We start from the raw sequence: 25076 nt of genomic DNA on the forward strand, positions 1-25076 counted from the left end.
TTTCGGGTCGCGCTCGGCATGCGATGGTGTCATCCTGCATCTCCGAACATTCGCAAGGTGAGCCACTCCATGCTCGTTCTGCCCAAGGGCGTCCGCCACATGCCGGCCCACCTGTCACGCGCGGTCCAGGAAGCACTGGTCGAGGAGGTGAGGGGCATCGTCCAGCAAGCGCCGCTGTTCGTGCCGGCGATGCCGCGCACCGGCAAGGAAATGAGCGTGCGCATGACCAATTGCGGCCCGCTCGGCTGGGTCACCGACAAGGAGCGGGGCTATCGCTACCAGCCGACCCATCCGGTGACCGGGACGTCATGGCCGCGCATCCCCGACAGTCTGCTCGACTTGTGGCGGCAGGTGTCGGGCTATCCGAATCCGCCGGAGGCCTGCCTGATCAATTTCTACACGCCCGACGCAAAGATGGGCCTGCATCAGGATCGCGACGAGGCCGATTTCTCGGCACCCGTCGTCTCCGTCTCGCTGGGTGACGATTGCCTGTTCAGGGTCGGCCAGACGACGCGCGACGGCGCAACCAAATCGTTCAGGCTGAAAAGCGGCGATGTCGTGGTGCTCGGCGGCGAGGGCCGCCTTGCCTTCCATGGCGTCGACCGCATCTATCCTTCGACCTCGGCGCTGCTCAAGAACGGCGGCAGGATCAATCTGACGCTGCGGCGCGTGACGAAGCCCGGCGAGGCCGCATAGGCCACGCGCGCTCCGCTCCGCACCGGCAGTTCGGGGGCGGCTATATCTCAGCGCAGTGGCGAAAAGGTCGCCGAAACCAGATGGAAGGGCAATGCGCCATAGGTGGCGACCGTCGCCTGATCGTCCCATTGGCGGAACTGTCGCGACGGCCGTGCCTCCAGCGTCAGGGCATGCTGTTGGCCGTCGAACGTCACCTTGCCGCGAAAGCGCAGCAGCCTTTGGCCACCGGACCGGCTGATGGCCATCGCGCGCAGGCGCGCGACATGGTCGTTGTCCCGGTTGATCTCCATTTCGATGCGGCGCCGGACCGGCGGGACGCTGATCCTGACCGTGATGTCCAGCATCATCTCCCCCGCAATCCGCGGGCAGGCTATGGTCTGCGAGAAGACCGGCGGCGAGGGTTCTTCCGGCGGTGCGCGGCGTGCCGGCCTCCCGCGCCACGCTCTTGCCGGCGGCTCCTGCCGCAACCGTCCGCTCTTGCGTCTCAATCGCAACTGCTTGGCAAAGCCCCGCGACAGCCAGGCCAGCCTGCCGAAATCGGTTCGCGGCTTGGCCTGCAGCACCGCCGACCAGCGCGAAAGGCTGCTGCGGTCGGCCATGTCAACCACGCGCGCCAGCACCTTGTCCGGAACCGCCACGCCGATGTCGAGCGCAAGGTAGGAGAGCGCGACGGCCGCGGCAACGGCAAGGCCGCGCCTGGCGACGACATCGAGGAACACGTCCCAGTCGATGTCGCCGGCGCGAATGGCGACGGCGCAATCGACCAGCCAGTCGCTGTGCGTGTGCGCGTCGAGTCCGCCATGCGCGATGGCGAGCGCGATGCGGTCGGCTGGCGACGGCACCAGCACGCCGACGCCGCTGAATTCGGCCGCCGCCGCTCGCCGCCAGATCGCCTCGTCGTCCTCGTCGCTTTGCTGCGAACCGTCATAGGCAAGCTGGTGTAGGTCTATGTCACCATAATTGCCCTTGAAGAAGTTCATCGAGCGCAGCGACGCCAGCCTTGTCCTCAGATATTGCGGGCTGACACCGGTGGCGATCTGCCAGTCGCGCTCGCGCAGCACGTCGAACGCCGCCGGCATGTCCCGTGGCCGCACCAGTATGTCGATGTCGTGCGCCACCCGGCCACGTTGCGCCGACGCGTTCAGGGCGATGCGGCTGGCGCCCTTGATCAGCATCACCAGGCACCCGGCCTCGGTCATCGCCTGCAGCGCCGGTTCGGCCTCGCGCATCGCCATGCGCGACTTGGTCCACAGCATCTTTTGCAGCCCGACAAGACGCGGATAGGCGGCATGGCCGGCCAATTTCCGGCCGAACCTGTCGCAGATGGCGGCCAGCAGTCGATGCTCCCTGAAGGAGACATGGTCGATATCGTTTTCGTCCAGCCAGCCCGCTGCCTTGGCGCGGGCGGCGTCTTCATCGGACAGCAGGACGGCCTTGAGCAACTGGTCGAGTCCGCCGGTCGGCCATGACCAGCCATAGTCCGGGAAACGCCGGCCGATGCGCCGAATGCCCGCCATCAGCTCGTGCCGGCCTTGGACCGGGCCCGTCGCAGCATGGCAAACCGCGCCACTTCCAGGTAGCCGCGATCGCGCGCCGCATCGCGCCCGTAGGACAGGCTGCCGGGCCTGATGCGGCGCAGCGCCAGCACCGCATCCATCATGTCGAGGGCAAGGCCCGCCTCCCGGGCGCGGGCGATCCAGTCGATCATCTCCCCGCGGCCGCCGGGCGGATCGGTTATCGGGCCTACGGCGCTTGCGACCTCACGGCGGATCAGCATCGTGCTGCGCGACCAGCCGGGCACCGACTCAGGGCCCAAATCGTCCGGCCGCTCGCTGCGGAAGGTGCGCAGATGGCAGAAGACCGCCGATGTCGCGGGCGAGCCGGCGAAATGCGCCAGCTGCCGCTCGATCTTGTCGGGGAGCCACAGATCGTCCGCATCGAGCGTGGCGATGAACGGTGTCGACAGTGCCGCGATGCCTCGCGTCGTGGCGCTGCCGGGGCCGGCATTGTCCTGCCGCAGCAGGCGCACCGGCATGTCCAGCGCCGCGATCACCCCGGCCAGATCGTCGCTCGAGCCGTCGTCGACGACGACGATGTCGCGTGGCTTCAGGGATTGCGCCATCACCGAGGCCAGCGTCTCGGCTATGGTCGAGGCCGCGTTGAATGCCGGAATGACGACGCCGTATTCGCTCATCACAGGAACCGCCAGTCCGCCAGTTTCTTCAATTCGAAAATACCTTCGATCGGCTTGAGCGATGGATCGACCTTGCGACGTTTCATGGATTTATAGATGGCGCGCATGAACTCGCGCGATTGGACATCTTCCTGTCTTGTCATGTTCCCGGCGTGCCGCCTGTAGTAAAGCGCCAGCGTGTCGGGGAGTACATATCGCGGACCGATCTCGAAACCGCGCAGCAGATAATCGGTGTCTTCGGCCTGGATGAAATCCTCGTCGAAGCCGCCGATCCGTTCGACCAGCCGGCGCGAGAAGATCGCGGACGACAGATGAATGCCGCGGACGGTGATGCTCCGGCTGTCGGGGGCGGGTTCCAGGGCGCTGTCGTCGATCTTGTCGACCAGCATCATGTTGGAATAGGTCAGCTCGAGGCCGGCGTCTTTTCGGAAAAGCTCCACATCGGCGCTGAAACGACCGGCTGGCGAGATGTCGTCCGAATCGAGAAAGGACACCAGTTCGGTCTCCGGCGTCAGCTGCCTGAGCCCGCTGTTGCGCGCCCGGGTCACGCCAGCGTTCTCCTGCTGGAACAGCCGGATGCAGGGGGTTTCGTCCATCATCGAGCGCACCGCTTGCGCCGATCCGTCGGTCGAACCGTCATCGATGACGATGATGTCGAGATCGGCGGCATCGCGTTGCCGGAGCAGCGAGCGCAGCGCCGCGCCGACAAAGGTCTCGCGGTTGTGGACGGGCATGATCACGCTCAGCCGCATCGGCAACTCCAGCACCGTTCCGGCATCACATCATCTGCCAATTGGCGGGGCTCTTGAGCTCGAAGATGCCAGGAGCCTCGCGCAGCGACGGGTCGGCCTTGCGTCGTCGCATCGACTTGTGGATCGCACGCAAATGGTTGCGCAGCCTGTCGCCATGCTCCCTGGTGGCATTGGCGCCATGGCGGCGATAGTAGATCGCCACAGTGTCCAGCAACGCATAGTTCGGACCCGTTTCAAAGATACGAAGCAGATAGTCGGTGTCCTCGGACTGCTCGAATGCCTCGTCGAACTGGCCCGTGCGCTCGATGAGTTCTCTCCTGAACACCGCGGTACCCAGCGAAATTCCACGAAGCGTCATGGTGCGGCTATCGGCCGTGGGCTCCAGCGTCTCATCATCGATCCTGTCGGCCAGTGTCATCAGCGAATACGTCAATTCCAGACCGGGTTTGGCGACGAAGCAGGCAAGATCGGCCTTGAAGCGCCCGGCCACCGAGATGTCGTCGGAATCCAGGAACGAAACAAACTCGCAGCCCGGGGGCAATTGCCGCAGCCCGGCATTGCGCGCCTTGGCGACACCCATATTGGATTGGTGGAACAGCCGGATGCAAGCGCTCTCGCCCATGAAGGAGCGAACCGCTTCGGCCGAGCCGTCGGTCGAGCCGTCATCGATGACGATGATATCGAGATCGGTGGCATCGCGCTGCCGCACCAGCGATCGCAATGCCGAAACGACGTAGCGCTCGCGGTTGTAGACAGGCATGATCACGCTCAATTTCACGAAATGCCCCGCGCGAGGAAATTCGAGACCGTCCCGGCGATCTCCTCGGGATCGCTCCCCAGGGACAGCCGGTAGCACGGCAGCAGGCGAGTAAGGTCGCCGAACAAGCGGAAGCCGCTCTCACGCTCGCCGGGCATCTGCATGATGCCCGACGGTGCCAGCGCCAACATGGCGTCCCGGCGCGAAGCCGGCGCGATCGAACTTGCCTTGCCGCCACTGATATGTGGCACCATCAACGCAATGATGTCCAGCCTCGCAGGCACCTGCCGGGGCGCGATGTCGGCAATGTGAAACGTGTATTTGCCTTGCCAGTTGAGCGGCCCATGCCCGGTGAGCCGCTGCTTCAGCCCCAGCCGCGCAAAGCCTTGCGGATCCTGCTTCAGCGTCGAAAACAGCGGTCTTGCACTCACGCCCCGCTCGAGGTCGACCAGGACATAATCGTCACCGACGCTGTCCAGCCCGTTGAGCAGGCCCGCCGCCACCGTTCCCGATTTTCCCGCACCGCCCGAGCCGGCAAGCAGAATGCCCTTGCCCTCGAGGCCAAGCGTCCCGGCATGGGTAAGCCGCATGCCGCGCGCCGCATATTCCCAATGCAGGAAAGGGCGCAGCGGCGCGGCCGGTTCCCACGGCGGGAAGGCATCGGCCGTCGTCATCAGTTGCACGCCGACCCGGCGCTGCGGATCGTAGACCTGCCAAAAATCCAGGTCGTGATAGAAATGGCCGCGCAAGCCCGCCTCGGCGAGCCGTGTCGCAAAGCCGTGCTCGGTATAGTGGGCGTCGCCCCATTGCGCCGGCATCGGCATGTCGGCGATGCCCGGGTGAGCGACGAAAATCCGGCAGCCGACCGTGGCGGCCTCGTCATCGCGGGCCTCGACGAAGCCATGGCAAAGCGCATCCGCCAGCGTGCCGGGGCTGAGATGGGTGGTGATGTCCAGTCGGGGCAAGCGCGACTTGCGCGTCACCGGAAACGCCGCCGCCGCGCTTTCCGCGGCGCCGATGAGATAGCGGGCGTAGTCTGGCAGGGTTTCGAGTGTGACGCGCGGCATGGGCAGTCTCAGTGTCCAGTGGTCGCGCGATGAAAGGTCAATCAGTTCGCCTGCTTGACCGCCGGCCAGCCGAGAGGCTCGTCGACCTCATGGATCGGATCCACGACGATGAGATCGGCGAGATCGTCATGCACGTCGACGCTGAGCGGCTCGCGCGCGGCGGCAAGCTGCGAGATGAGATCGCCCGGAAGCGGGTTGGGCGCCGTGTCGGCGGGTGCGAGCAGCCCGAATTCGAGCAGCCGCGCAATGAAGGTCGCCAGTTCCGCCGACGCTATCGCCCCAGTCTCGGCGAGCGCAGCGGCGGAAACACCCGATGAAAGCGCCTGCCACACGCCGCTGCCCGAATCGGAGAAGCCGAAATATTTTCCCGTCGAAAGATCGAGCACCACGGCGTCGCCGTCGAAGGACTCAAACACAATGTCCTTGCTCGCCACTGCGTAGACGTCGGGCTGACGCATTGTTCCTGGCCCCGCACTGCGATCCCGTTGGCCACCGGCCGACCGTGCGATCGCTACCCCTTGGTAAGGGCTGTAAACACTCGATTTCGCCTTGGCAAGCCAAAGCCGGACCGGCAAAGCTCCACAGACGGCTTGTATCCGCACGCCTGACGCGCGTGCCGTCTTCAGCACGGTCTCGCCGGCGACATGCGTCCGAAGCATCACCCCTGGCGATGGACCGGCTCCGACCGCCCCAATTGTGGACCGCTTTGCGCGTCGTTTCTTGACCTCCGGCCGCATTGAAAAAGGTCAACGGTTACGAAAAGTGACTATTAGCATGATCTAAAATCGAACCGAACGGTTCGTTTCTGTTGACGGTGCGTGCAGGACGGTGTGAACGCCGAGCCTCCGATACAGTTGGTGATCGAGGCGCTGGTTTCCAGTAACTAGCTGATATAGCTACGGAAAATAACCGAACTGGACAGCTCTGGTCTAATTTCAAGGGGTGGATTCATGGTCCACGCTGAACAACTTCGTGATTGGAAACAGTCAGGGGGCTTTCCCACATCGGGGCTGTCCGAACGACGCGATTTTAATCCCAAGACACGCCGCTAGACGGACGGAAAAATACTGGAGTATCAAAAATGAAAAAGATTGTTCTCACTGCCGCCGCCCTTCTGGCCATTTCCGGCAGCGCCTTCGCTGGTAGCGATCATTACGGTTCGAACGCCGCTGCTGCCACGGCCACCGACAGCACCTACACCGCTTCGGTCAAGAAGTCGGAACCGGCTGCCCAGACGCCAGTCCACGGTGCCGACCGCAACCTCTTCGGCAACAACTAACAATCGATCCCCGGCCGGCGGCAGGACGATCCTGCCGCGCCGGTGGACGCCAAGAATTCAGGAGTACCTAAAATGAACAAGATCCTCATTGCCGCCGCCGCCGTCCTGGCTCTCTCCGGCAGCGCTTTCGCCGGCAGCGACAACTACGGTTCGAACGGTGCCAACCAGGCCGCCATCACGTCGACCGACAACGCGGCCACCGCGTCGATCGGCAAGTCGGCTCCGGCCACCCAGGCGCCTGTCCAGCAGGGCAGCGATCGAAACCTCTTCGGCCACTAACGGTCCATCCGTGGGTAGCGGGCTTGCCCGCTTCCCACAAAATTCAAGAAATCAGGATTATTTGAAATGAACAAGATTCTCATCGCCGCCGCCGCCGTTCTGGCTCTCTCCGGCAGCGCTTTCGCCGGTAGCGACAACTTCAACGCCAATAGCGCCAACCTGCCGGCCGCGACTTCGGTTGACAACTCGCGCACGGGTTCGATCCGTGAAAACGGCTCGCCAGTCTACAAGTTGCTCAACTCGTCGGGCGACGTGCAGAAGTCTGCGCCCCAAGGCAGCGACCGGAACCTCTTCGGCCACTAACAGCCGGACTCGATCCAGAAAAGAACGGCGGGCCTTGCCCGCCGTTTTGTTGTCAGGCCTGTTTATGCCTTAAGCGGCCTTTGCTTCCGCTTCATGCAGCGCGAAAGACCGCCCGTCCGTATCGAAGATGTGCAAGTCGCCGGCATCTGCCGTCAGCCGCAGCTTCGCCCCGCGCTTGACCTCGACATTGCCGGGCAATTTGGTCACCAGCGGCAGGTCGGCGCGGCCGATGTCGACATAGACCAGCTGGACCTCGCCGAGCTGCTCGACATAGTCGACCAGCCCCTCGAACAGATACTCCGTGCCTGTGGCGACCGACAAATCCTCCGGCCGCACGCCGAAGCTGACCGTCGTTCCCTTTGCCGCAGCAGGCGTTGCGATCGGCACCGTCGCCTTGCGGCCGCCGACATGGCTGATGACGGTCGGATTGCCTGTCTTGTCGACCGTCGCCGGCAGGATGTTCATGGCCGGCGAGCCGATGAACTGGGCGACGAAGAGGTTGCCGGGCTTCTTGTAGAGCTCCATCGGCGTGCCGACCTGTTCGATGTGGCCCTCCTTCAGCACCACGATGCGGTCGGCAAGCGTCATCGCCTCGACCTGGTCGTGGGTGACATAGATCATGGTCGTGTTGGGCATCGATTCCTTGAGCTTGGCGATCTCGATACGCGTGGCGACGCGCAACGCGGCGTCAAGGTTCGATAGCGGTTCGTCGAACAGGAACACCTTGGGATTGCGTACGATGGCGCGGCCGATGGCGACGCGCTGGCGCTGGCCGCCCGACATCGCCTTGGGCAGGCGGTCCAGATATTTGGTCAGTTGCAGGATCTCCGCCGCCTGGCGCACGCGCCGGTCGATCTCGGCCTTGTTCTCCTTGCCGATCTTCATCGAGAACGCCATGTTGTCGTAGACGGTCATGTGCGGATAAAGCGCGTAGGACTGGAACACCATGGCAATGCCGCGCTTCGACGGCGGCACGTCATTGACCAGTTCGCCGTCGATCTTGAGCTCACCCGACGTGATTTCCTCGAGCCCGGCGATCGAGCGCAGCAAGGTCGACTTGCCGCAGCCGGACGGACCGACGAAGACGATGAACTCGCCCGATTTGATATCGAGGTCGATGCCGTGGAGAATGTTGAGATTGCCGTAGGACTTCTTCACCTGCCTCAAATTGACATCGGCCATTGGTTTCCTCCCAGTGATTCCTCAGATGTTTAGCCTATGCGCCCGAACCAGGCGCCGTAACCGTCGAGCTCGACCGAACCGGTGCTCGCCTGACCGGAAAATCCATGCCCCGGCAAAGGTTGCAGGGATCGGCCGCCGAGGTCAACCTTCGCCGGCGCAGCACCCAGATTGAAGACGCAGACAATCTCCTCATTGCCCGCCCGGCGAGTGAACGCGACCGTATTGCCCTCGCTCTCGATGAAGCTGATATCGCCCTTGGCCAGCGCCGGATGGGCGCGGCGGAAGGTCAGGAAGCGCCGGTAGTGCTCGAGCAGCGAGGCCTGTTCGCCTTGCTGGACACTGACCGCCTGCGCCAGGTGTTTTGCCGGCACTGGCAGCCATGGCTTGGCCTTGGAGAAACCGCCATTGCTGGCCTTGCCATCCCAGACCATGGGCGTGCGGCACCCGTCACGTCCCTTGAACTCAGGCCAGAAGCGGATGCCGTAGGGGTCCTGCAGGTCTTCGAAGCGCAGATCGGCCTCGCCAAGCCCGAGTTCCTCGCCCTGATAGATGCAGACCGAGCCACGCAGCGACATCAGCAGGGCCGAGATCACCTTGAGATAAGCGGTCGGATCGGCTTCGCCGGCGGCCCAGCGCGAGGCCGGGCGCATCACGTCGTGGTTGGAAAACGCCCAGCACGACCAGCCGTCGCTGGCCACCCTGCCGAAAGCTTCAAGCACCGAACGGACCTTGGCGGCGCTGATCTTTTCCGGCGCCAGGAAGTCGAAGGAGTAGCACATATGCACGCGCTTGCCGCCGGCGGTGTAGGCCGCCACCACTTCCAGCCCGCGCTGCGAATCGCCGACCTCGCCGACCGCGGCGGTTGCCGGATATTCGTCGAGCAAGGCACGGAAGCGTTCGAGGAAGCCGAGGTTTTCCGGCCGGCTCTTGTCGTAGAGATGGTCCTGGTAGTTGTAGGGGTTGACCGCCGGCGCCGTCTGGTCGTTGCGCTCTTCCGGCGGCAGAGGCGGATTGTTTTCCAGGCCCTGGCTGTGGAAGTAGAAATTGATAGTGTCCAGGCGGAAGCCGTCGACGCCGCGTTCCAGCCAGAAGCGGGTGACGTCGAGCAGCGCGTCCTGGACGTCACGGTTATGGAAATTGAGGTCGGGCTGCTCGGCCAGGAAATTGTGCAGGTAATATTGCTGGCGGCTGGTGTCCCACTGCCAGGCCGAGCCGCCGAAGATCGACAGCCAGTTGTTGGGCGGCGTGCCGTCGGGTCTGGCGTCCGCCCAGACATACCAGTCCGCTTTGGCATTGCCGCGATTCGAGCGGCTTTCCTTGAACCAGGGGTGGATGTCGGCGGTGTGTGACAGCACCTCGTCGATCATCACCTTGAGGCCCAGCCGGTGCGCTTCCGCCGTCAGCGCGTCGAAATCGGCCAGCGTGCCGAACATCGGATCGACATCGCAATAGTCCGAGACGTCGTAGCCGAAATCCTTCATCGGCGACTTGAAGAACGGCGAGATCCAGATCGCATCCGCGCCGAGAGCCGCGATGTAGGGCAGCCTGCCGATGATACCCTTGAGATCGCCGATGCCGTCGCCATTGGAATCCTGATAGCTGCGCGGATAGATCTGGTAGATCACCGCGCCCCGCCACCAGTCGCGGTCGACGGCGGGATCTGGTTTCGAAGTCGCCTTCAAAGCCGATTGCATGGTCTCAACCTCCTTTCACCGAGCCGGCCAGCAGCCCGCGGACGAAATAGCGCTGCAGCGAGAAGAAGACGATCAGCGGCACGATGATGGTGATGAAGGCCGATGTCGTCAGGATCTCCCAATTGCCGCCGCGCGAGCCGAGCAGCGCATTGAGCTTGGCCGTCAGCACGATCTGGTCGGGCGCTGTTCCGAGGAAAACCATTGCCACCAGCAGATCGTTCCATACCCAGAGGAATTGGAAGATGGCGAAGGAGGCAAGCACGGGGAAGGACAGCGGCAACACGATCTTGACGAAGATCTCGAAATCGCTGGCGCCGTCGATGCGGGCCGATTCCATGATCTCGCGCGGCAGACCGGCAATATAGCTGCGCAACAGGTAGATGGCGAAAGGCAGGCCGAAGCCTGTATGCGCCAGCCAGATGCCGAGATAGGTCTTGGACGGCACGCCGAAGAAAGTGCCGACGCCATTGTAGAGCCTGAGCAGCGGGATGAGCGACATCTGCAGCGGCACCACCAGCAGGCCGATGATCACCGCTATCAGCAAGGCGCGTCCGGGAAAGCGCATCCAGGCCAGCGCGTAAGCAGCGAAAGCCGCGATCAGGATCGGGATCACGGTCGCCGGGATGGTGACCGTCAGCGAGTTCATGAAGGAACGGCCGATGCCTTCGGAAAACATCACGGTCTTGTAATTGTCGGTGGTGAATTTCGGCGGCGCCGACGAGGCGTAGTAGACGCGCTGGCCCCGGTCGCCTTCGAAGGCCTTGGGCGAGGCAAGCACGAAGCTGCCGTCGGCGTTGAGCTGCAGGCTCACGCCATCACCGAGATCGACCGATGTGCCGGCGGGATATTGTGTCGGTGCCGCCGCCTTGACGCCGAAGGCGCTGATCGCCCGCTTGGCGCCATCGCCGAAGATGTTGCCCTCGATGACGTATTTGCCGTCCTTCTGGGTCTGCGCCGAGGCGGGCGGCAGCCTCCCGGCCTCCGTCTGGCTGGAACTGGCAAAGGAGTTCCACCAGCCCGAGGCGATGATCTGGTCCTTGTCGCGCAGCGACGAGACGAGGATGCCGAGCGTGGGGATGGTCCAGATCACCACGAAGACCAGCACCGCTATATGGACGCCGAAACGGCTGGCGAAGGAATTTCCGGTCGCGACGGCCATCTCAGTGCCCTCCCGTCTCTTTGTTGGCCTGGCGGATGTTCCAGATCATGATCGGGATGACGGCGATCATGATGATGATGGCGATGGTGGCGCCACGGCCGAAATCGCCGCCGCCGCGGAACATCCAGTCGAACATCAGATTGGCCAGCACCTGGCTGTTCCACTGACCGTTGGTCATGGTCAGCACGATGTCGAACACTTTCAGCACCAGGATGGTGATGGTGGTCCACACCACCGCGATCGTACCCCAGATCTGCGGCACCATGATCTTCCAGAAGATCTGGAACGGATTCGCGCCGTCTATGACGGCGGCTTCCAGCGTTTCTTCGGGGATGCCGCGCAGCGCCGAGGACAGGATGACCATCGCGAAGCCGGTCTGGATCCAGATCAGGATGACCATCAGGAAGAAATTGTTCCAGAACGGCAGCGATATCCACACCTGCGGCTGGCCGCCGAAATACTGGATGATGGCATTGAGCAGGCCGATCTGGATCTGGCCCTCGCCACGATATTCGTAAATGAATTTCCAGATCACGCTGGCGCCGACGAAGGAGATGGCCAGCGGCAGGAAGATCAGGCTCTTGGCGATCGTGCCCCACCATATCTTGTCGGTGAGCACTGCGATGATCAGGCCAAGGAAGGTACAGGCCGCCGGCACCACCGCCAGCCACAATATGTTGTTCAGGATCGCGTTTCGCAGGTCCGGATCGCGCAACGCCCATTCGTAGTTGGCGGCTCCCACGAAATTCGTGCCGCCACGGTCGAAGAAGGACAGCCACAGCGTCGCGATCACCGGATAGATCAGGTAGATGGTCAGGATGATCAGTGCCGGGCCTACGAACAGCCAGGGTCGCACCAGTCCCTGCCGGCGCAGATTGTTGACGGCGGCCGTTCCGGACACTCCGCGCGAGGGGAAGATCAGGTCCAGCAGTTTGTTGGCGCCCCAGAAATAGGCGACACAGCCGCCGACGCCGATGATGATGACGAATATTGCCGAGAAAATCTGAGCCGCCATGGGTCCCTCTCCCTGCGCATGACCGGCCAGGCGAGTGCTGGCGATCGGATGCACCGACTTTCAGTTGTTCGGAACAATCGAAACGCGAAGGCTTCCGGCGTGCACCGCCGGTCGGATCCGGGCCGTGGCCCGGATCCAGGTGGAGGATCGGAAAGTCCTGGACCGCTCCAGGCCGCGCCGCTGCCTACTTGATTGCGTCCCAGCTCTTCTGGATGTCGGCGGCGACGTCCTGCGCGGACTTGCCGCCGACCAGATCGATCATACCGGTCCAGAAAGAGCCGGCGCCGACCTTGCCGGGCATCAGGTCGGACCCGTCGAAGCGCACCGTCGTGGCCCCGACCAGGATCTCGCCCTGTTTCTTCAGCGCGTCGCTGCCATAGGCATCCTTGTTGGCCGCCTTGAAGGGCGTGACGAAGCTCTTCTGCGCCATCCACAATTCATGCGCGAGCGGCATCTGCAGGAACTTGATGAACTCACGCGACGCCTTGGAATCCTTGGTGATCATCACCAGCGTCCCGGCCACTTCCAGCGGCGTGCCCAATTCCGGCTTGGAGGCGTAGGGCGGGTAGGGGAAGAAGTCCGCGTCCTGGCCGAGCTTCACGCCCTCCGGGAAGAAAGACGGGATGAATGACGCCTGATGGTGCATGTAGCATTTCGGCGGCACGGTGAAGAGGCCCTTGGGACTGTCGCGGAAGTCGGTCGCCGCGACCGCCTTGGCGCCGCCGTCGACCATCTTGTCGTCGGTGGCGATCTTGCCGAAGATGTCGATGGCGTTGACCACGGCCGGGTCGGTGAACGGGATCTCGTTCTTCACCCACTTGTCGTAGACTTCGGGTGGCTGCGTACGCAGCATGATGTCCTCGACCCAGTCGGTCGCCGGCCAGCCCGTCGCTCCGCCCGAACCAAGCCCGATGCACCAGGGCTTGCCGCCATCGGCGATGATCTTCTTCTCGAGTTCGGCGAGTTCTTCCTGCGTCTTCGGCACCTTGTAGCCGGCTTCCTCGAAATTGTCGGGCGAGTACCAGACCAGGCCCTTGACGTCGATCTTGTAGGGCAGCGCGTAGAAGCCGGGCTTGCCGTCCTTGCCGTTGTAGGTGCCGAGCTTGGCCCAGGAATCGCCGGCGGCGTAATTCTCCTTCACCCACGCCGCGACGTCGTCGCCCAGCGGGGTCAGCACGCCCTTGGAAGCAAGGTCCTGGATCAGGCCCGGCTGCGGCAGGACGGCGATGTTGGGCGGGCTGCCGGCCTGGGTGTCGATGACGATCTGCTGCTCGTAATTCTCGGACGAGGAATATTTGATCTCGGCGCCGGTGGCCTCGGAGAAATAATCGAGTACCGACCGGACCAGCGTCTCGTCCTCGCCGCGCCATGGTCCGAAGATGGTCAGCGTCTCGCCCTTGAGGTCGACCTTCTTGAGGTCTTCGTAATTGGCCCAGTGAAATTTCGAATCCTCGCCGGGCTTGAACTTCAGCTCGGCCTGCGCGGGGGCGCTCAGGGCGAATGCGGCAGACGCAACACCCAGCAAAAGCATTTTCTTCATCGGTATTCCTCCCAGTGGGTCACACACACCGGACGGAACCTCCATTCCGTCCGCCGACGCCGCAGGACTGTGACTCAGTCGCAAGGGAACCGCAACCTTTCGAAGAGTCTTCCAAAGCGCTTTGGCTTTCCCGATCTCGCCATTGAATCGATCGAGAGTCAAGAGGTGAGGCGAGCTAATCGATTTAAATGAGCGCACTCAAGGCCTGAAAAGTGCGCCGCAACATGCTTTTTTGGCAGTGCACAGCAATTTTTGTTTCAAACCTGGCTCCGGCGCGCTTATGGTCTCCGCCATATGGCCGCGTCCCTGAAGGCGCTTGGGTCGATTCAATTTAAAAGCGCTTTGAGGCATGGAGGCCTCTCGTGAACCTCAAGCAACTCGCGCATATGCTGGCGCTTTCGCAGACCACGGTAAGCCGGGCGCTGAACGGCTACCCTGAAGTCAACGAGGAAACCCGCAGGCGCGTCATGGACGCCGCCAAACGCCACGGCTATCGCCCCAATCCGAGCGCGCGCCGGCTGGCCACGGGCAAGTCCGGAATGATCGGCTACGTCCTGCCGACGGGCGCGGCCGTCGACATCGACCCGCATTTCGTCGAATTCCTCTCCGGCCTGGGCGACTATGCCCGCGCCCACGAGCTCGACCTGGTGCTGTCGCCGGCCGACGCCGACGACCAGGAGACGACCTACCGGCGTATCGTCGCCAACCGGCAGGTCGATGCCGTCTACATCTCCTCGCCAAGACCGGTCGACCGGCGCGTGGCGCTGGTCAACACGCTCGGCATTCCCTTCATCGTCCACGGCCGCAGCGAGGGCTCCGGTTTCGACTATCCCTATCTCGACATCGACAATGAGGGTGCATTCCACGAGGCGGCCCGGCTGCTCGTCCAACTCGGCCACCGGCGGCTGGCGCTGATCAACGGCGACGACAGGGAAACCTTCGCCATTCATCGCGAGCGCGGCATGCGCCGGGCGCTGGCGGCGAGCGGCCTGACATTGGACGATCGCCATGTCTCTTCCGTCGTCATGACCGAAGAGAACGGCTATCGTGCCGCCAGGCGCCTGCTCGAGCAGGACGACGCGCCGACGGCAATCGCCTGCTCCAGCCTGATCATGGCGCTCGGCGTCGTGCGCGCCGCGCGCGATCTTGGCCTTTCCATCCCTGGCGACATCTCGCTGATTGCTCATGACGACGTCTTCCCCTGGCTGAAGCCGGAGAATTTTTCCGTGCCGCTGTCGACAACGCGCTCGTCGATCCGGCTGGCCGGTGCCCGCGTTGCCGAGCGGCTGGCGGCTAGGATATCGGGGTTGGAGGAGGGTGCGCGCGGCGAGGTCTGGCCGGTCGACCTGGTGGTCAGGGGTTCGGTGGCGGGAGCACCAGGCTGACTGTTCAGTCACCGGGCTGACCGTTCAAGGTCCAGCCCCGGGGCCGGGTTCGCCCCAGATTGACCAATGCCCGGTGTTGGAACCATGGGCCACTTGATTTTCGCCATGCGTGCTGTGCTTGTTGGTCTCGTCCCACGCGCCGCTTCCCATGATTCCAAAGCGCGTGTTGGCCGAGGCGCAGATCGCCGACATCGCCTCGATCATCGGGAGAACCGGTCAATAGCAATGGCCTCTGTCTCAATCTCCGGCCTTGAGATGATCGATGAAGGCACGCAGCTTCGGCAGAACCTGACGCCTGCCGGGATGATAGAGAAAGACGCCCGGCGTCGCGCCGGCGAAGGCCTCCAGCACCGCCTCGAGGCTCCCTTGGCTGATCGCGGCGGCGGCGACGGGGCGGGGCACCTGCGCCAGGCCGACGCCCTGGATCGCAGCTCCCAGCAAGGTCGGATAGTCGTGGGCGATCAGCGGCCCTGAAACCGCCGCTTCGATCGCGCCGTTGCCGTCGGTGAAGGACCAGGGCGCGATCGCGCCGTTGCCGCGGCGCAGGCGAAGGCAGGCATGTTTGCCGAGATCGCTGACGCGATCGGGCTTGCCGTGGCGCTCGAGATAGTCCGGGCAGCCGACGACCACGAAGGAAAAGGGCGGCGTGAGCCGCACCGCGACCATGTCGGGCGCGATGAACTGGCCGAGCCGGATGCCGGCATCGAACCCGCCGGCCGCCAGATCGACCATCTCGTCGCTGGCGGCGATCTCCAGTTCGACCTCGGGATAGGCCCGGCAGAACGAGGCGATCATCGGCTCCAGGATCAGCGGCACGACGGCGCGGGGCACCGACAGGCGGAGAAGCCCGGTTGGCCGCTGGCCGACATCGCGGGCGGCCTCGCCCGCGGCCATGATCTCCTCGAAGGCCGGGCCGGCGCGGTCGAGGAAGCGTCGGCCGGCCTCGGTCAGGCCGACGCTGCGCGTCGTGCGGGTAAAGAGCGCCGCGCCCAGGCGCGCTTCCATCGCGCGCACTGCCTGGCTCACCGCGGACGGCGTCACCCCCAGATCGGCGGCGGCACGACGGAAGTTCCGGTGCCTGGCGACGGCCAAGAACACCTCGACGCCATCCAGCGCGCCGTGGCGGATTGTGTAGCTCTGCTTCATGGGTTGTTCTGATTACAGCGGATAGTCGAACTTTGGAAGCAGGCTTAGCTAGAGCAAATCCAGAAAAAGCGCGTAGCGGTTTTCCGCCCGGAATTGCGAAAAACAAAGATCCAGCGATCGAAGCGCGTGAAACCGCGCGACCACCTGTTGCGAGGAAACCAGATGACGACACAGATACTGTTCCAGATTCAGCTCGGTCTCGGCTATGTCGCATGGCTGCTTTGCTTCGGCGTCTATGGCCTGCCCTGGCTGAGCTCGATGGATCGGGTGGCCGCTCAACGCGCCATTGCCACGCTGCACAGCTTCCGCTTCTTCGGGCTTGTCTTCCTGCTTCCGGGCGTCGTCGGCCCCAACCTGCCTGCCGGCTTCGCCGCGTTCGCCGCCTATGGAGACTTCGTCACCGGCTTGCTGGCTATCCTGGCGCTGCTCACGGTCAGGTTTCGTCAACTCTTCTGGACATTCGTCGTGGCCTTCAATCTGACAGGCATGGTCGACCTCATCGCCGACTATTACCACGCCATCCAGGCTGGCCTTCCAGAGCACGCGGAACAGTTGGGCGCCACCTATGCGATCCCGATCATCTACGTGCCGCTGCTGATGATCACACACATCGCCGCGTTCTGGCTCCTGCTCCGCCCCCGGCAAAGCGTCGCCTGAGCCGTCGCATTCTATTGCTTCGCCGCCTCGGCCGCCTTGGTGTCGAGCAGCCCATAGCCGAAATCATTGTCCCGGCCCTTGGGGCCCAGATCCCGGGCCGTCGCGGCAAGTGCCTTCTCGATGTCGTCGGCCGAGCGGTTCGGGTCGGCATGGATGAGATTGGCGATGGCGCCGCTCACGATCGCCGCGGCAAACGAGGTCCCGGTGACGACATCGGAACCCGCTCCGCTCGGCGCCACCATATCGACGCCCGGCGCCGAGATGAAGACGTAGGCGCCGCGATTGGCCTGCGGCATCAGCGCGTCCTTGGCATCGGTGGCCGTCACCGCAATGACGCCGTCGAAGGCGGCGGGATAGCCATAGGGTGCCTTCGGGCCGTTGTTGCCGGCCGCCGCCACCAGCACCATGCCGAGCGAGCGCGCATTGCGGCAGGCGGTGCCGAGCAGGTCGTTCCTGGGACCGACGAAGCTCATATTGATGATGCTGACATTCTGCTCCGCCGCCCAGTCGAGTGCCGACAGGATGACGTCCATGGTCGACTTGCCGCCCTCGAAGGCGCGGGCGTGGTAGATTTTCGCCCCCGGCGCCATGCCCTCCAATGCGCCGACGCCGGCAATCAGGCCGTCGACGGAGGTGCCGTGATCACGCTTTTCGACCGGCACGTCAGGCATGGCATCGAACTGTCCGGCGATGACGCCGGTCAGTGCCGGATTGCTGTCATCGATGCCGGTGTCGATGACGGCGACCCGCACGTTCTCGCCGCTAGCCTGCCTGGCGTCGAGCGCGATGCGGTCGAAGGCATAGTTGACGATGCCGGCCGCCTGCTGCAGCGAATAGATGTGATTGGGCTCGCGGCGCCGCGTGCGGCCGTCGGCTGCAAGTTGCGCCAGCACCACGCCGACCGGGCGGCCATCGGGAATGCCGAAGCGCACCAGCGTGGAGCCGAGCAGTCGGGACTGGCGCTGCGAGCGCACTTCAAGCCCGAAAGAAGAGGCGATCTGCTGCACGGCGCCGGCGTCGCCATCGACGGTCACCAGCACCTCGTCGGGCACGAACTCGCCGGTGACGGCGCGCGGCGGCAGGACGGCGATGAGATCGGTCGGCGAGACGATCGGCCCATTGGCCGGCGGGCTGGCCTGGTTGCCGCCAGGCGGCGTCGCGGGTTCCGGCCGTGGCGTCGGCACCGGCGCGGGAGCGGGGTTGGGGAACAGGTCGACGATCAGGGCAGGCAGAAACACCGCGCCGGCCTGGGCCGGCCCCGATCCGTCCTTGCTGCCGCCGCCGTCCTTGACGCAGTCGGCCGCCGTCGCATTGGCTCCGTTGTTGCAATCGATTTTCGTCCGGTCGGGATTGGCGTCGTTGTTCTGCGCCGACGACGGCACGGCGGTGATCGCCATCACTGCCGACAGGATCGCCGCAAATCGAATGACCGCCTCAGCCGCCATCAGCCGGTTTCCTTCCCTCGATCACAGTTTCCGCGAAAGGCTGGGCGGCAATAAGGCCACGCGCCTTCTCGTAGTCGGCGGCCGTGGTCGCCGGAATGGCGAGCTTGAAGACGCCGTCGGCGGTCGGTCCGCCGACGATCTTGAGCTTGTTGGCGTCGAGGAAGACGGCAATGTCGGCCATCTTCGCATCCGCTTTGAACTTGACCAGCGCGAACGGCATCTTCGCCAGATCGTCTTCAGCGCCGGCGATCTCGAAATTGCCGCCCTTGCTGCCGGGCTGCACCAGCGACTGGACTGCGATCAGGGCAAGCAGCACCGCGGCCGTCGCCCAGGCGACGCCGACCGGAACCGCCATGAAGCGGCCCCAGGCCTGCGCCAGCCAGGACGCGCTGGCCGGCGCGCGTGCCGGTCCGGCCTCCGCGTCGAGCGCCTTGGCGAAGCGGCTGAGCGCATCGGCCGGTGGGCGGATCGCCTCGTTGGCCGCCGACGTGCCGGAAAACTCGGCTTCCGCCTCACCCAACGCGGCAAGCGCCGCCGGATCGCTGGCCAGCCATTCCTCGACGGCTTCGAGGTCGGAGCCTTCCAGCGAACCGTTCAGGTAGAACGGCAGCAGCGTTTCCATTTCGTCGCGGCGCGACATCTTTTCAGCGGCGCTCATGGCCACCCCCTGTCGTAACCGGCGGCCTTCAAGGCCTCGCCGAGTTTCTTGCGGGCGTAGAACATCCGGGTCTTCACGGTCGCGACCGGGATGTCGAGCACCTCGCCGATCTCGGTCACCGACTGTCCCTGATAATAGGCGAGGTCGATCACCGTGCGGTGCTCTTCCGGCAGGGCGTCGATGAGGCGGCGCAAGGCGGCGGCCTTGTCCTCTTTCATGGTGACGACTTCGGGCGTGTCGGCGCTGTCGGGCACCGCGGCGGCGGCCTCGTCGTCGATCCAGTCTTCCTTCTTCTTGCGCAGCAGCGAGAGCGCCTTGAAGCGGGCGATGCCGAGCAGCCATGTCGAGACTTCCGAGCGTCCCTCGAAGCCCGGCGCCTGGCGCCACAGTTCGAGGAACACCTCGTTCGCGATATCGTCAGCCATCATTTCCGATCCCGTCTGGCGCGCCACGAAGCGGTAGACCCGCGCGTGGTGACGCATGAACAGGAGCCGCACGGCAGCCCGGTCGCCCTTCGCGACCCGGTCGACAAGCGCGCGATCGGTGTCCGTCGCCGCCGTCATGGCCGGTTGAGCCGCCTGGCTCCTGTCTGCTCTGTCGCCGATCGGTCCAAAAAGGTTCATCCTCCGCCAAGGAATTCGCGGAGGCTAACCGAAGAGTGGGGACGTGGCCAGTAGGCGCGCTTTTTCCCTCTCCCCTCGCGCAGAGAGCGGGAAGCTAGACCAGAAACGGCTTCGCCTTCATCGTCTCGGGTATCGTCACCCCGAGCCGGCTCAAAACCGTCGGCGCGAGCTGCAACTGGTCGAGCAGCACATCCTCCTCCGGCCCTTTGCCCCGTCCGAAATAATACAGGGCAAAATCCTGCATCTCGTCATCGTGGCCGCCATGGTGGCCACGGTCGGTCTGGCCGTGGTCGGCGGTGACCATGATCTCGTAGCCGGCCTCGATCCAGCCGGGCAGGAAGCCCGCCAGCATGCCGTCCATGGCGTAGCAGGCATGGTCCATCTCGTGACAGTCATGGCCGAAGCGATGGCCCATCGAGTCCAGCGTGCAGGTGTGCAGGATCCCGTAGTCGATGCCGTGGCGTCTGGTCAGCATGGTCAGCGTCGCGAACAGGTCGACGTCGCTCGGCGTCATCTGGTTGCGGGCATTGTAGCCGGTCATGGTGTGGAAGCGGCCGTGCGTTATGGGCCCGCTCGGCTCGTCATATTCCATGTCCTCGACCAGATCGAAGGGATAGGAGCGGAAGAATTCCGACCAGTAGGAATGCGTCACCGCGCCGGTCTTGCCGCCGGCCTTGCTGACCTCCGAGAAGATGTCAGGCTGCTCGACTCGAAAGCGGTTCTCGTTCGACAAAATGCCATGCACCTGTGGCGGTACGCCGGTATGGATCGAGGCATAGCAGCAGGCCGAGGTCGACGGCAGCACCGAGCGCATCTTCCACACCCGCGCCTCGCCCGACTGCACCCAGCCTTCGAGATTGCCCATCAGCCGGCGCCAGTTGCGGTAGGGTACGCCGTCGAGGATGATCAGCAGCAGCTTGGTGTTGAGCGCCACGGGTGGCTCCATGCGGTTGACGGTTGAAACGAGTGCGCCGCGTGTCGCACGGACACGCGGCGCTTCTCAGTGGCAGGCGGCCATCAGGCGTTCAGCCAGCACTCGGCGAGAGCGTAGCCGTCCATCATTTCGCCGTTCGGGTTCTTGACCCAACCGCTGATCTTGTTGGTGGCCGCGGCGTCGATGAACTGATTGAAGAAGGGCACGATCAGCCCGCCTTCGTCGCGCATCAGCACGGCCATGTCGTGATAGATCGCCTTGCGCTTGGCCTGGTCGAGCTCGGCACGCGCCGTGAACAGCATCTTGTCGAACTCAGGCCGCTTGAAGCGCGTGTCGTTCCAGTCGGCGGTGGAGACATAACCGGTGGAGTACATCTGGTCCTGCGTCGCGCGTCCGCCCCAGTAGGAGAGCGAGAAGGGCTGCTTGTTCCAGACTTCGGACCAGTAGCCGTCGCCGGGTTCGCGCTTGATCTCGATCTTGATGCCGGCCTTGGCCGCGCTCTGCTGATAGAGCTGGGCGGCATCGACGGCGCCCGGGAAGGCGACATCCGATGTGCGCAGCAGGATCGAGCCGCTATGGCCTGACTTTTTGTAGGCGGCCGCGGCCTTCTCCGGATCGAATTTGCGCTGTTCGATGTCGGCCGAAAACAGCGGGTAGGCTTCGTTGATCGGGAAGTCGTTGCCGACCGAGCCATAGCCGCGCAGGATCTTCTCCAGCAACTCGTCGCGGTCCATGGCCAGCTTCAGCGCCATGCGCAGGTCGTTATTGTCGAAGGGGGCGGTGTCGCAGAACATGTTGAACGGGTAATAGCCGCGCCCCGACACGTTCTCGATGCTGACGCCCGCAATGCGCTTGACCAGATCGACCACTTTCGGCTCGACCCGGTTGATGAGGTGAACCTGGCCTCCCTGCAACGCTGCCAGCCGCGCCGTCGCGTCGTTGATGACGACGATCTCGACTTGGTCGGCATGCCCGGCCTTGTCGCCACGCCAGTAATTGGCGAAACGCTCGCCGCCATGGCGCACGCCCGGCTGGTTGACGGTCACCTTGTACGGGCCCGCGCTGATGCCGGCATTGGGATTGTCCTTGCCGCCATTCGGCTGGATGACGAGGTGGTAGTCGGCCATCAGATAGGGGAAGTCAGCGTCCGCGTCGCCGAGCGTGACGATAACTTCCTTACCGCTTGCCTTGACGCCCTTGATGTTCTTGAGGATGCCGAGCGCGCCCGACTTGGACTTCTCGTCGGCATGGCGTTCGATGGTGGCGGCGACGTCTTCAGCGCCGACGGTCTTGCCATTGTGGAATTCGATGCCGTCGCGAACCTTGATCGTCCAGGTCTTGGCATCGGACGAAGCACCGATCTCCTCGGCGATGAGATTTTCGACGCCGCCATCCGGCTTGAGGCGGACGAGGAACTCGCCCCACTGCTTGCAGAAACTGAAGGTTACCTGGCTGAGGTTCAATGCCGGGTCGAGGCTGTTGGTGGATTCGCCGCCCTGCAGGCCGGCCTTGAGGATGCCGCCCCTGACCGGGGTCTGCGCGAAGGCTTTTCCGGCCAATGTCGTTGCCAGCGCGGCGGACACACCAAGTGCCGCGGTGCGGCCAAGAAAGTCGCGACGCGATATCCGGCCCCGGCCGGCGAGCTCGGCAAGATGGTCGAGTTCAGTCTTCATGTTCTACCCCTTGTTGAAAAAAACAGCGTCTTCAAAAAAACAGCGTCATGTCACATCGGCGACGCCCGTCCGAAGGACGTGTGGCGCCCTAGTGTTGCACGCGGATGACGACCGCTATCTTTCCTGGCTGGCGGACTGCTGGCTGCTATTGCTAGTTCCCCGCGCTGGCCATGCGCCGCCCCTTGATAGCCTTCTCCAGCCAGCCGATCTCCATTTCCGGAACGGACGACAGCAACAGGTCGGTATAGGCGTCGAAGGGCGGTGTGAGCACCTTGCTCTTGGAGCCGTAGCGCACCACCTCGCCGCGATACATCACCGCGATCGAATCGGCGATCGACTTCACCGTCGCCAGGTCGTGGGTGATGAAGAGATAGGCGACTTTTTCATGCTGCTGCAGATTGAGCAGCAGCTTGAGGATGCCGTTGGCCACCAGCGGGTCGAGGGCCGATGTCACCTCGTCGCAGATGATCAGCTTGGGCTTGGCCGCGAGCGAACGCGCGATGCAGACGCGCTGCTTCTGGCCTCCCGAAAGCTCGGCCGGGTAGCGGTCGACGAAGCCCTTGCCCATCTCGATCTCATCGAGCAGTTCGGCGACGCGCCGGTCGCGCTCGCGCCCGCGGATGCCGAAATAGAATTCGAGCGGCCTGCCGATGATGGTGCCGACGGTCTGGCGTGGGTTCATCGCCACGTCGGCCATCTGGTAGATCATCTGCAACTGGCGCAGATCCTCCTTCGGCCGGTCGGCAAGCCTGTTGCCGAGCGTGCGGCCGTCGAAGACGACGCTGCCTTGCTCCGGCGGCAAAAGCCCGGTGATGGCGCGCGCCAGCGTCGACTTGCCGGAGCCCGACTCGCCGACCACGGCCAGCGTCTGGCCCGGATAGATGTCGACCGAGACGTTCTTGAGCACCTTGACCTGGCCGCCGCCATAGGCGGCGGTGACGTTCTTGACCGACAGGAACGGCGTTGCGCCGGGGTTCTGCTCCTGGTGTTCGATCTCATGCACCGAGACCAGCGCGTTGGTGTATTCCTGGCGTGGCTCCTTGATGATCTGGCGGGTGCCGCCCCATTCGACCAGCCTGCCATGGCGCAGCACCATGATCTCGTCCGAGACCTGGGCAACGACGGCAAGGTCGTGGGTGATGTAGAGCGCGGCCACATGCGTGTCGCGGATGGCGTCCTTGATCGCGGCCAGAACGTCGATCTGCGTCGTCACGTCGAGCGCCGTGGTCGGCTCGTCGAAGACGATCAGATCGGGTTCGGAACACAGCGCCATCGCCGTCATGACGCGTTGCAGCTGGCCGCCCGAAACCTGGTGCGGGAAGCGGTCGCCGATGGTTTCGGGGTTCGGCAGGCTGAGTTTCTTGAACAAAGCGATGGCTCGCTTCTCGGCCTCCGCCCGCGTCGCGGTGCCGTGCAGAAGCGTGGCTTCCACCACCTGGTCCATCAGCTTGTGCGCCGGATTGAAGGCCGCCGCCGCCGACTGCGCGACGTAGCAGACCTCGCGGCCGCGCAGCTTGCGGAAACCGTCCTTGCCGCCCTTGAGGATGTCGCGGCCGTTGAGGATGACCTCGCCGCCGGTGATGCGCACACCGCCGCGGCCGTAGCCCATCGACGAAAGGCCGATGGTCGATTTGCCGGCGCCGGATTCGCCGATCAGGCCGAGCACCTTGCCCTTTTCGAGCGTCAGCGACACGTCATGGACCAGCGTGATGGTCTTTGGCGCCTCGCCGGGCGGATAGACCGTCGCCTCGATGCGCAGATTGCGGATATCGAGCAGAGGGGTGGAGTTTGCCTTGCCGTCAGCCATCAGCCGCGTCCTCCCTTCAGGCTCGTCGTGCGGTTCAACACCCAGTCGGCGACAAGATTGACGGAGATCGCGAGTGCCGCGATCGCCCCGGCGGGGATGAGTGCCGCCGCGATGCCGAAGACGATGCCGTCCTTGTTCTCCTTGACCATGCCGCCCCAGTCCGCATCCGGCGGTTGCACGCCAAGGCCGAGGAAGGACAGCGTCGACAGGAACAGCACAGCATAGATGAAACGCAGGCCGAGTTCGGAGACCAGCGGCGACAGCGCATTGGGCAGGATCTCGCGGAAAATGATCCATCTGCTGCCTTCGCCGCGCAGCTTGGCGGCTTCGACATAGTCCATGACGTTGATGTCGACAGCGACCGCGCGCGCCAGGCGATAGACGCGCGTCGAATCGAGTATCCCCATCACCAGGATCAGCGTCACCAGATTGGTCGGCAGCACGGAGAGCACGACCAGGCCCATGATCAGCGTCGGGATCGACATCAGCAGGTCGACGAGGCGCGACAGGATGGTGTCGAACCAGCCGCCGAACACCGCGGCCGAAAAGCCCAGTATCGCCCCGAGCGAGAAGGACAGCGCGGTGGCGAGCACGGCGATGAACAGGGTTATGCGGGCGCCGTAGATCATGCGCGACAACAGATCGCGGCCGAGATTGTCGGTGCCCAGCCAATGCGCGGCCGACATAGGCTCCCAGACGTCGCCGACGATCTCGGCATTGTCATGGGGCGAAATCCACGGAGCGAAGATCGCGGCCAGCACGAACAGCGCCGTCAGCACCAGGCCGATCAGGGCGGGAATGGGGATGCGTCTTATGTCGAGCATGCCCGCC

At 64.2% G+C, this 25076-nt stretch carries 26 protein-coding genes; 6 read left to right on the forward strand and 20 right to left on the reverse strand.

The window, feature by feature from the left end:
• The first annotated feature begins 69 nt into the window (after nt 1-69).
• Nucleotides 70-696, forward strand: a complete 627-nt coding sequence (locus FJ967_RS07660; protein ID WP_140731090.1) for an alpha-ketoglutarate-dependent dioxygenase AlkB — start codon at nt 70-72, stop codon at nt 694-696.
• A 47-nt stretch (nt 697-743) separates the two neighbouring features.
• On the opposite strand, the gene FJ967_RS07665 is transcribed toward FJ967_RS07660, so the two are convergent.
• From FJ967_RS07665 to FJ967_RS07690, 6 genes are read right to left on the reverse strand one after another with little or no spacing between them, the layout of a single operon-like run.
• Nucleotides 744-2213 (reverse strand): nucleotidyltransferase family protein, encoded by a 1470-nt coding sequence (locus FJ967_RS07665; RefSeq protein ID WP_140731091.1) that lies wholly within the window; start codon nt 2211-2213, stop codon nt 744-746.
• Complete coding sequence (locus tag FJ967_RS07670; protein ID WP_140731092.1) at nt 2213-2890, reverse strand: glycosyltransferase family A protein; 678 nt, start codon at nt 2888-2890, stop codon at nt 2213-2215. Before FJ967_RS07670 ends, FJ967_RS07665 begins: the two co-directional genes overlap by 1 nt.
• Nucleotides 2890-3642 (reverse strand): glycosyltransferase family A protein, encoded by a 753-nt coding sequence (locus tag FJ967_RS07675; RefSeq protein ID WP_140731093.1) that lies wholly within the window; start codon nt 3640-3642, stop codon nt 2890-2892. Before FJ967_RS07675 ends, FJ967_RS07670 begins: the two co-directional genes overlap by 1 nt.
• Before the next feature lie 25 nt (nt 3643-3667).
• Complete coding sequence (locus FJ967_RS07680) at nt 3668-4402, reverse strand: glycosyltransferase family A protein (RefSeq protein ID WP_140731094.1); 735 nt, start codon at nt 4400-4402, stop codon at nt 3668-3670.
• 14 nt (nt 4403-4416) lie between these two features.
• A complete protein-coding gene (locus FJ967_RS07685; RefSeq protein WP_140731095.1) occupies nt 4417-5466 on the reverse strand; it encodes a serine kinase in 1050 nt (349 codons plus the stop codon).
• A gap of 41 nt (nt 5467-5507) precedes the next feature.
• A complete protein-coding gene (locus FJ967_RS07690; RefSeq protein ID WP_140731096.1) occupies nt 5508-5924 on the reverse strand; it encodes a PqqD family protein in 417 nt (138 codons plus the stop codon).
• A 623-nt stretch (nt 5925-6547) separates the two neighbouring features.
• Here FJ967_RS07690 and FJ967_RS07695 point away from each other — a divergent pair.
• From FJ967_RS07695 to FJ967_RS07705, 3 genes are all read left to right on the forward strand, one after another.
• Nucleotides 6548-6745, forward strand: a complete 198-nt coding sequence (locus FJ967_RS07695; RefSeq protein ID WP_140731097.1) for a DUF680 domain-containing protein — start codon at nt 6548-6550, stop codon at nt 6743-6745.
• Between the two features lie 72 nt (nt 6746-6817).
• Nucleotides 6818-7024: a DUF680 domain-containing protein gene (locus FJ967_RS07700; protein ID WP_140731098.1), complete on the forward strand. Its 207-nt coding sequence runs from the start codon at nt 6818-6820 to the stop codon at nt 7022-7024.
• Nucleotides 7025-7090: 66 nt separating this feature from the next.
• Nucleotides 7091-7327, forward strand: coding sequence for a DUF680 domain-containing protein (locus FJ967_RS07705; protein ID WP_140731099.1), 237 nt, complete (start codon nt 7091-7093; stop codon nt 7325-7327).
• Between the two features lie 69 nt (nt 7328-7396).
• Here the strand turns inward: FJ967_RS07705 and ugpC are convergent, their stop codons facing one another.
• The 5 genes from ugpC to FJ967_RS07730 all read right to left on the reverse strand — a co-directional run bounded on the left by ugpC (nt 7397) and on the right by FJ967_RS07730 (nt 13917).
• Nucleotides 7397-8509: a sn-glycerol-3-phosphate ABC transporter ATP-binding protein UgpC gene (ugpC, locus tag FJ967_RS07710; RefSeq protein ID WP_140731100.1), complete on the reverse strand. Its 1113-nt coding sequence runs from the start codon at nt 8507-8509 to the stop codon at nt 7397-7399.
• Between the two features lie 29 nt (nt 8510-8538).
• Entirely contained in the window at nt 8539-10203 is a 1665-nt protein-coding gene (locus tag FJ967_RS07715) for an alpha-glucosidase (RefSeq protein ID WP_140731101.1), read from the reverse strand.
• A gap of 4 nt (nt 10204-10207) precedes the next feature.
• On the reverse strand, nt 10208-11362 hold the full coding sequence (locus FJ967_RS07720; RefSeq protein ID WP_140731102.1) for a carbohydrate ABC transporter permease: 1155 nt from the start codon (nt 11360-11362) through the stop codon (nt 10208-10210).
• A gap of 1 nt (nt 11363) precedes the next feature.
• Nucleotides 11364-12377, reverse strand: a complete 1014-nt coding sequence (locus FJ967_RS07725; RefSeq protein ID WP_140731103.1) for a sugar ABC transporter permease — start codon at nt 12375-12377, stop codon at nt 11364-11366.
• 184 nt (nt 12378-12561) lie between these two features.
• A complete protein-coding gene (locus FJ967_RS07730; RefSeq protein ID WP_140731104.1) occupies nt 12562-13917 on the reverse strand; it encodes an ABC transporter substrate-binding protein in 1356 nt (451 codons plus the stop codon).
• A 362-nt stretch (nt 13918-14279) separates the two neighbouring features.
• Between FJ967_RS07730 and FJ967_RS07735 the strand changes: the two genes are divergently transcribed.
• Nucleotides 14280-15302 carry a substrate-binding domain-containing protein gene (locus FJ967_RS07735; RefSeq protein ID WP_140731105.1) on the forward strand — a complete coding sequence of 341 codons (1023 nt, stop codon included), beginning with the start codon at nt 14280-14282 and terminating at the stop codon, nt 15300-15302.
• Between the two features lie 24 nt (nt 15303-15326).
• Here the strand turns inward: FJ967_RS07735 and FJ967_RS07740 are convergent, their stop codons facing one another.
• Both FJ967_RS07740 and FJ967_RS07745 read right to left on the reverse strand, forming a co-directional pair.
• Nucleotides 15327-15506 carry a hypothetical protein gene (locus FJ967_RS07740; RefSeq protein ID WP_140731106.1) on the reverse strand — a complete coding sequence of 60 codons (180 nt, stop codon included), beginning with the start codon at nt 15504-15506 and terminating at the stop codon, nt 15327-15329.
• Nucleotides 15507-15539: 33 nt separating this feature from the next.
• Nucleotides 15540-16448 carry a LysR family transcriptional regulator gene (locus FJ967_RS07745; protein WP_140731107.1) on the reverse strand — a complete coding sequence of 303 codons (909 nt, stop codon included), beginning with the start codon at nt 16446-16448 and terminating at the stop codon, nt 15540-15542.
• A 162-nt stretch (nt 16449-16610) separates the two neighbouring features.
• Here FJ967_RS07745 and FJ967_RS07750 point away from each other — a divergent pair, with 162 nt between their 5' ends.
• Complete coding sequence (locus FJ967_RS07750) at nt 16611-17105, forward strand: hypothetical protein (RefSeq protein WP_140731108.1); 495 nt, start codon at nt 16611-16613, stop codon at nt 17103-17105.
• A gap of 11 nt (nt 17106-17116) precedes the next feature.
• Here FJ967_RS07750 and FJ967_RS07755 read toward each other — a convergent pair whose 3' ends face one another.
• The 7 genes from FJ967_RS07755 to FJ967_RS07785 form a co-directional block, all read right to left on the reverse strand.
• Nucleotides 17117-18550, reverse strand: a complete 1434-nt coding sequence (locus tag FJ967_RS07755) for a S8 family serine peptidase (protein ID WP_140731109.1) — start codon at nt 18548-18550, stop codon at nt 17117-17119.
• Nucleotides 18540-19208, reverse strand: coding sequence for an anti-sigma factor (locus tag FJ967_RS07760; RefSeq protein ID WP_140731110.1), 669 nt, complete (start codon nt 19206-19208; stop codon nt 18540-18542). Before FJ967_RS07760 ends, FJ967_RS07755 begins: the two co-directional genes overlap by 11 nt.
• Entirely contained in the window at nt 19205-19771 is a 567-nt protein-coding gene (locus tag FJ967_RS07765) for a sigma-70 family RNA polymerase sigma factor (RefSeq protein WP_140731111.1), read from the reverse strand. Before FJ967_RS07765 ends, FJ967_RS07760 begins: the two co-directional genes overlap by 4 nt.
• Before the next feature lie 154 nt (nt 19772-19925).
• Nucleotides 19926-20765 carry an alkaline phosphatase family protein gene (locus tag FJ967_RS07770; protein WP_140731112.1) on the reverse strand — a complete coding sequence of 280 codons (840 nt, stop codon included), beginning with the start codon at nt 20763-20765 and terminating at the stop codon, nt 19926-19928.
• A gap of 83 nt (nt 20766-20848) precedes the next feature.
• Nucleotides 20849-22438, reverse strand: a complete 1590-nt coding sequence (locus tag FJ967_RS07775) for an ABC transporter substrate-binding protein (protein WP_140731113.1) — start codon at nt 22436-22438, stop codon at nt 20849-20851.
• A gap of 151 nt (nt 22439-22589) precedes the next feature.
• The gene (locus tag FJ967_RS07780; RefSeq protein ID WP_140731114.1) at nt 22590-24245 is read right to left on the reverse strand and encodes an ABC transporter ATP-binding protein; all 1656 of its coding nucleotides are present in this window, start codon (nt 24243-24245) and stop codon (nt 22590-22592) included.
• Entirely contained in the window at nt 24245-25069 is an 825-nt protein-coding gene (locus tag FJ967_RS07785; protein ID WP_140731115.1) for an ABC transporter permease, read from the reverse strand. The genes FJ967_RS07780 and FJ967_RS07785 overlap by 1 nt, the downstream gene beginning before the upstream one ends.
• Between the last annotated feature and the right edge of the window lie 7 nt (nt 25070-25076).

It is taken from the genome of Mesorhizobium sp. B2-3-4, assembly GCF_006442315.1.
GTDB lineage: Bacteria > Pseudomonadota > Alphaproteobacteria > Rhizobiales > Rhizobiaceae > Mesorhizobium.

What these genes read in the sequence shown, in the direction of transcription:
- FJ967_RS07765 (WP_140731111.1), bottom strand. Translation starts at nt 19,771, where the DNA reads ATGACGGCGGCGACGGACACCGATCGCGCGCTTGTCGACCGGGTCGCG.
- FJ967_RS07690 (WP_140731096.1), bottom strand. Translation starts at nt 5,924, where the DNA reads ATGCGTCAGCCCGACGTCTACGCAGTGGCGAGCAAGGACATTGTGTTT.
- FJ967_RS07670 (WP_140731092.1), bottom strand. Translation starts at nt 2,890, where the DNA reads ATGAGCGAATACGGCGTCGTCATTCCGGCATTCAACGCGGCCTCGACC.
- ugpC (WP_140731100.1), bottom strand. Translation starts at nt 8,509, where the DNA reads ATGGCCGATGTCAATTTGAGGCAGGTGAAGAAGTCCTACGGCAATCTC.
- FJ967_RS07755 (WP_140731109.1), bottom strand. Translation starts at nt 18,550, where the DNA reads ATGGCGGCTGAGGCGGTCATTCGATTTGCGGCGATCCTGTCGGCAGTG.
- FJ967_RS07750 (WP_140731108.1), top strand. Translation starts at nt 16,611, where the DNA reads ATGACGACACAGATACTGTTCCAGATTCAGCTCGGTCTCGGCTATGTC.
- FJ967_RS07780 (WP_140731114.1), bottom strand. Translation starts at nt 24,245, where the DNA reads ATGGCTGACGGCAAGGCAAACTCCACCCCTCTGCTCGATATCCGCAAT.
- FJ967_RS07775 (WP_140731113.1), bottom strand. Translation starts at nt 22,438, where the DNA reads ATGAAGACTGAACTCGACCATCTTGCCGAGCTCGCCGGCCGGGGCCGG.
- FJ967_RS07745 (WP_140731107.1), bottom strand. Translation starts at nt 16,448, where the DNA reads ATGAAGCAGAGCTACACAATCCGCCACGGCGCGCTGGATGGCGTCGAG.
- FJ967_RS07740 (WP_140731106.1), bottom strand. Translation starts at nt 15,506, where the DNA reads ATGATCGAGGCGATGTCGGCGATCTGCGCCTCGGCCAACACGCGCTTT.
- FJ967_RS07705 (WP_140731099.1), top strand. Translation starts at nt 7,091, where the DNA reads ATGAACAAGATTCTCATCGCCGCCGCCGCCGTTCTGGCTCTCTCCGGC.
- FJ967_RS07660 (WP_140731090.1), top strand. Translation starts at nt 70, where the DNA reads ATGCTCGTTCTGCCCAAGGGCGTCCGCCACATGCCGGCCCACCTGTCA.
- FJ967_RS07715 (WP_140731101.1), bottom strand. Translation starts at nt 10,203, where the DNA reads ATGCAATCGGCTTTGAAGGCGACTTCGAAACCAGATCCCGCCGTCGAC.
- FJ967_RS07680 (WP_140731094.1), bottom strand. Translation starts at nt 4,402, where the DNA reads ATGCCTGTCTACAACCGCGAGCGCTACGTCGTTTCGGCATTGCGATCG.
- FJ967_RS07665 (WP_140731091.1), bottom strand. Translation starts at nt 2,213, where the DNA reads ATGGCGGGCATTCGGCGCATCGGCCGGCGTTTCCCGGACTATGGCTGG.
- FJ967_RS07675 (WP_140731093.1), bottom strand. Translation starts at nt 3,642, where the DNA reads ATGCGGCTGAGCGTGATCATGCCCGTCCACAACCGCGAGACCTTTGTC.
- FJ967_RS07720 (WP_140731102.1), bottom strand. Translation starts at nt 11,362, where the DNA reads ATGGCCGTCGCGACCGGAAATTCCTTCGCCAGCCGTTTCGGCGTCCAT.
- FJ967_RS07685 (WP_140731095.1), bottom strand. Translation starts at nt 5,466, where the DNA reads ATGCCGCGCGTCACACTCGAAACCCTGCCAGACTACGCCCGCTATCTC.
- FJ967_RS07760 (WP_140731110.1), bottom strand. Translation starts at nt 19,208, where the DNA reads ATGAGCGCCGCTGAAAAGATGTCGCGCCGCGACGAAATGGAAACGCTG.
- FJ967_RS07695 (WP_140731097.1), top strand. Translation starts at nt 6,548, where the DNA reads ATGAAAAAGATTGTTCTCACTGCCGCCGCCCTTCTGGCCATTTCCGGC.
- FJ967_RS07725 (WP_140731103.1), bottom strand. Translation starts at nt 12,377, where the DNA reads ATGGCGGCTCAGATTTTCTCGGCAATATTCGTCATCATCATCGGCGTC.
- FJ967_RS07785 (WP_140731115.1), bottom strand. Translation starts at nt 25,069, where the DNA reads ATGCTCGACATAAGACGCATCCCCATTCCCGCCCTGATCGGCCTGGTG.
- FJ967_RS07700 (WP_140731098.1), top strand. Translation starts at nt 6,818, where the DNA reads ATGAACAAGATCCTCATTGCCGCCGCCGCCGTCCTGGCTCTCTCCGGC.
- FJ967_RS07730 (WP_140731104.1), bottom strand. Translation starts at nt 13,917, where the DNA reads ATGAAGAAAATGCTTTTGCTGGGTGTTGCGTCTGCCGCATTCGCCCTG.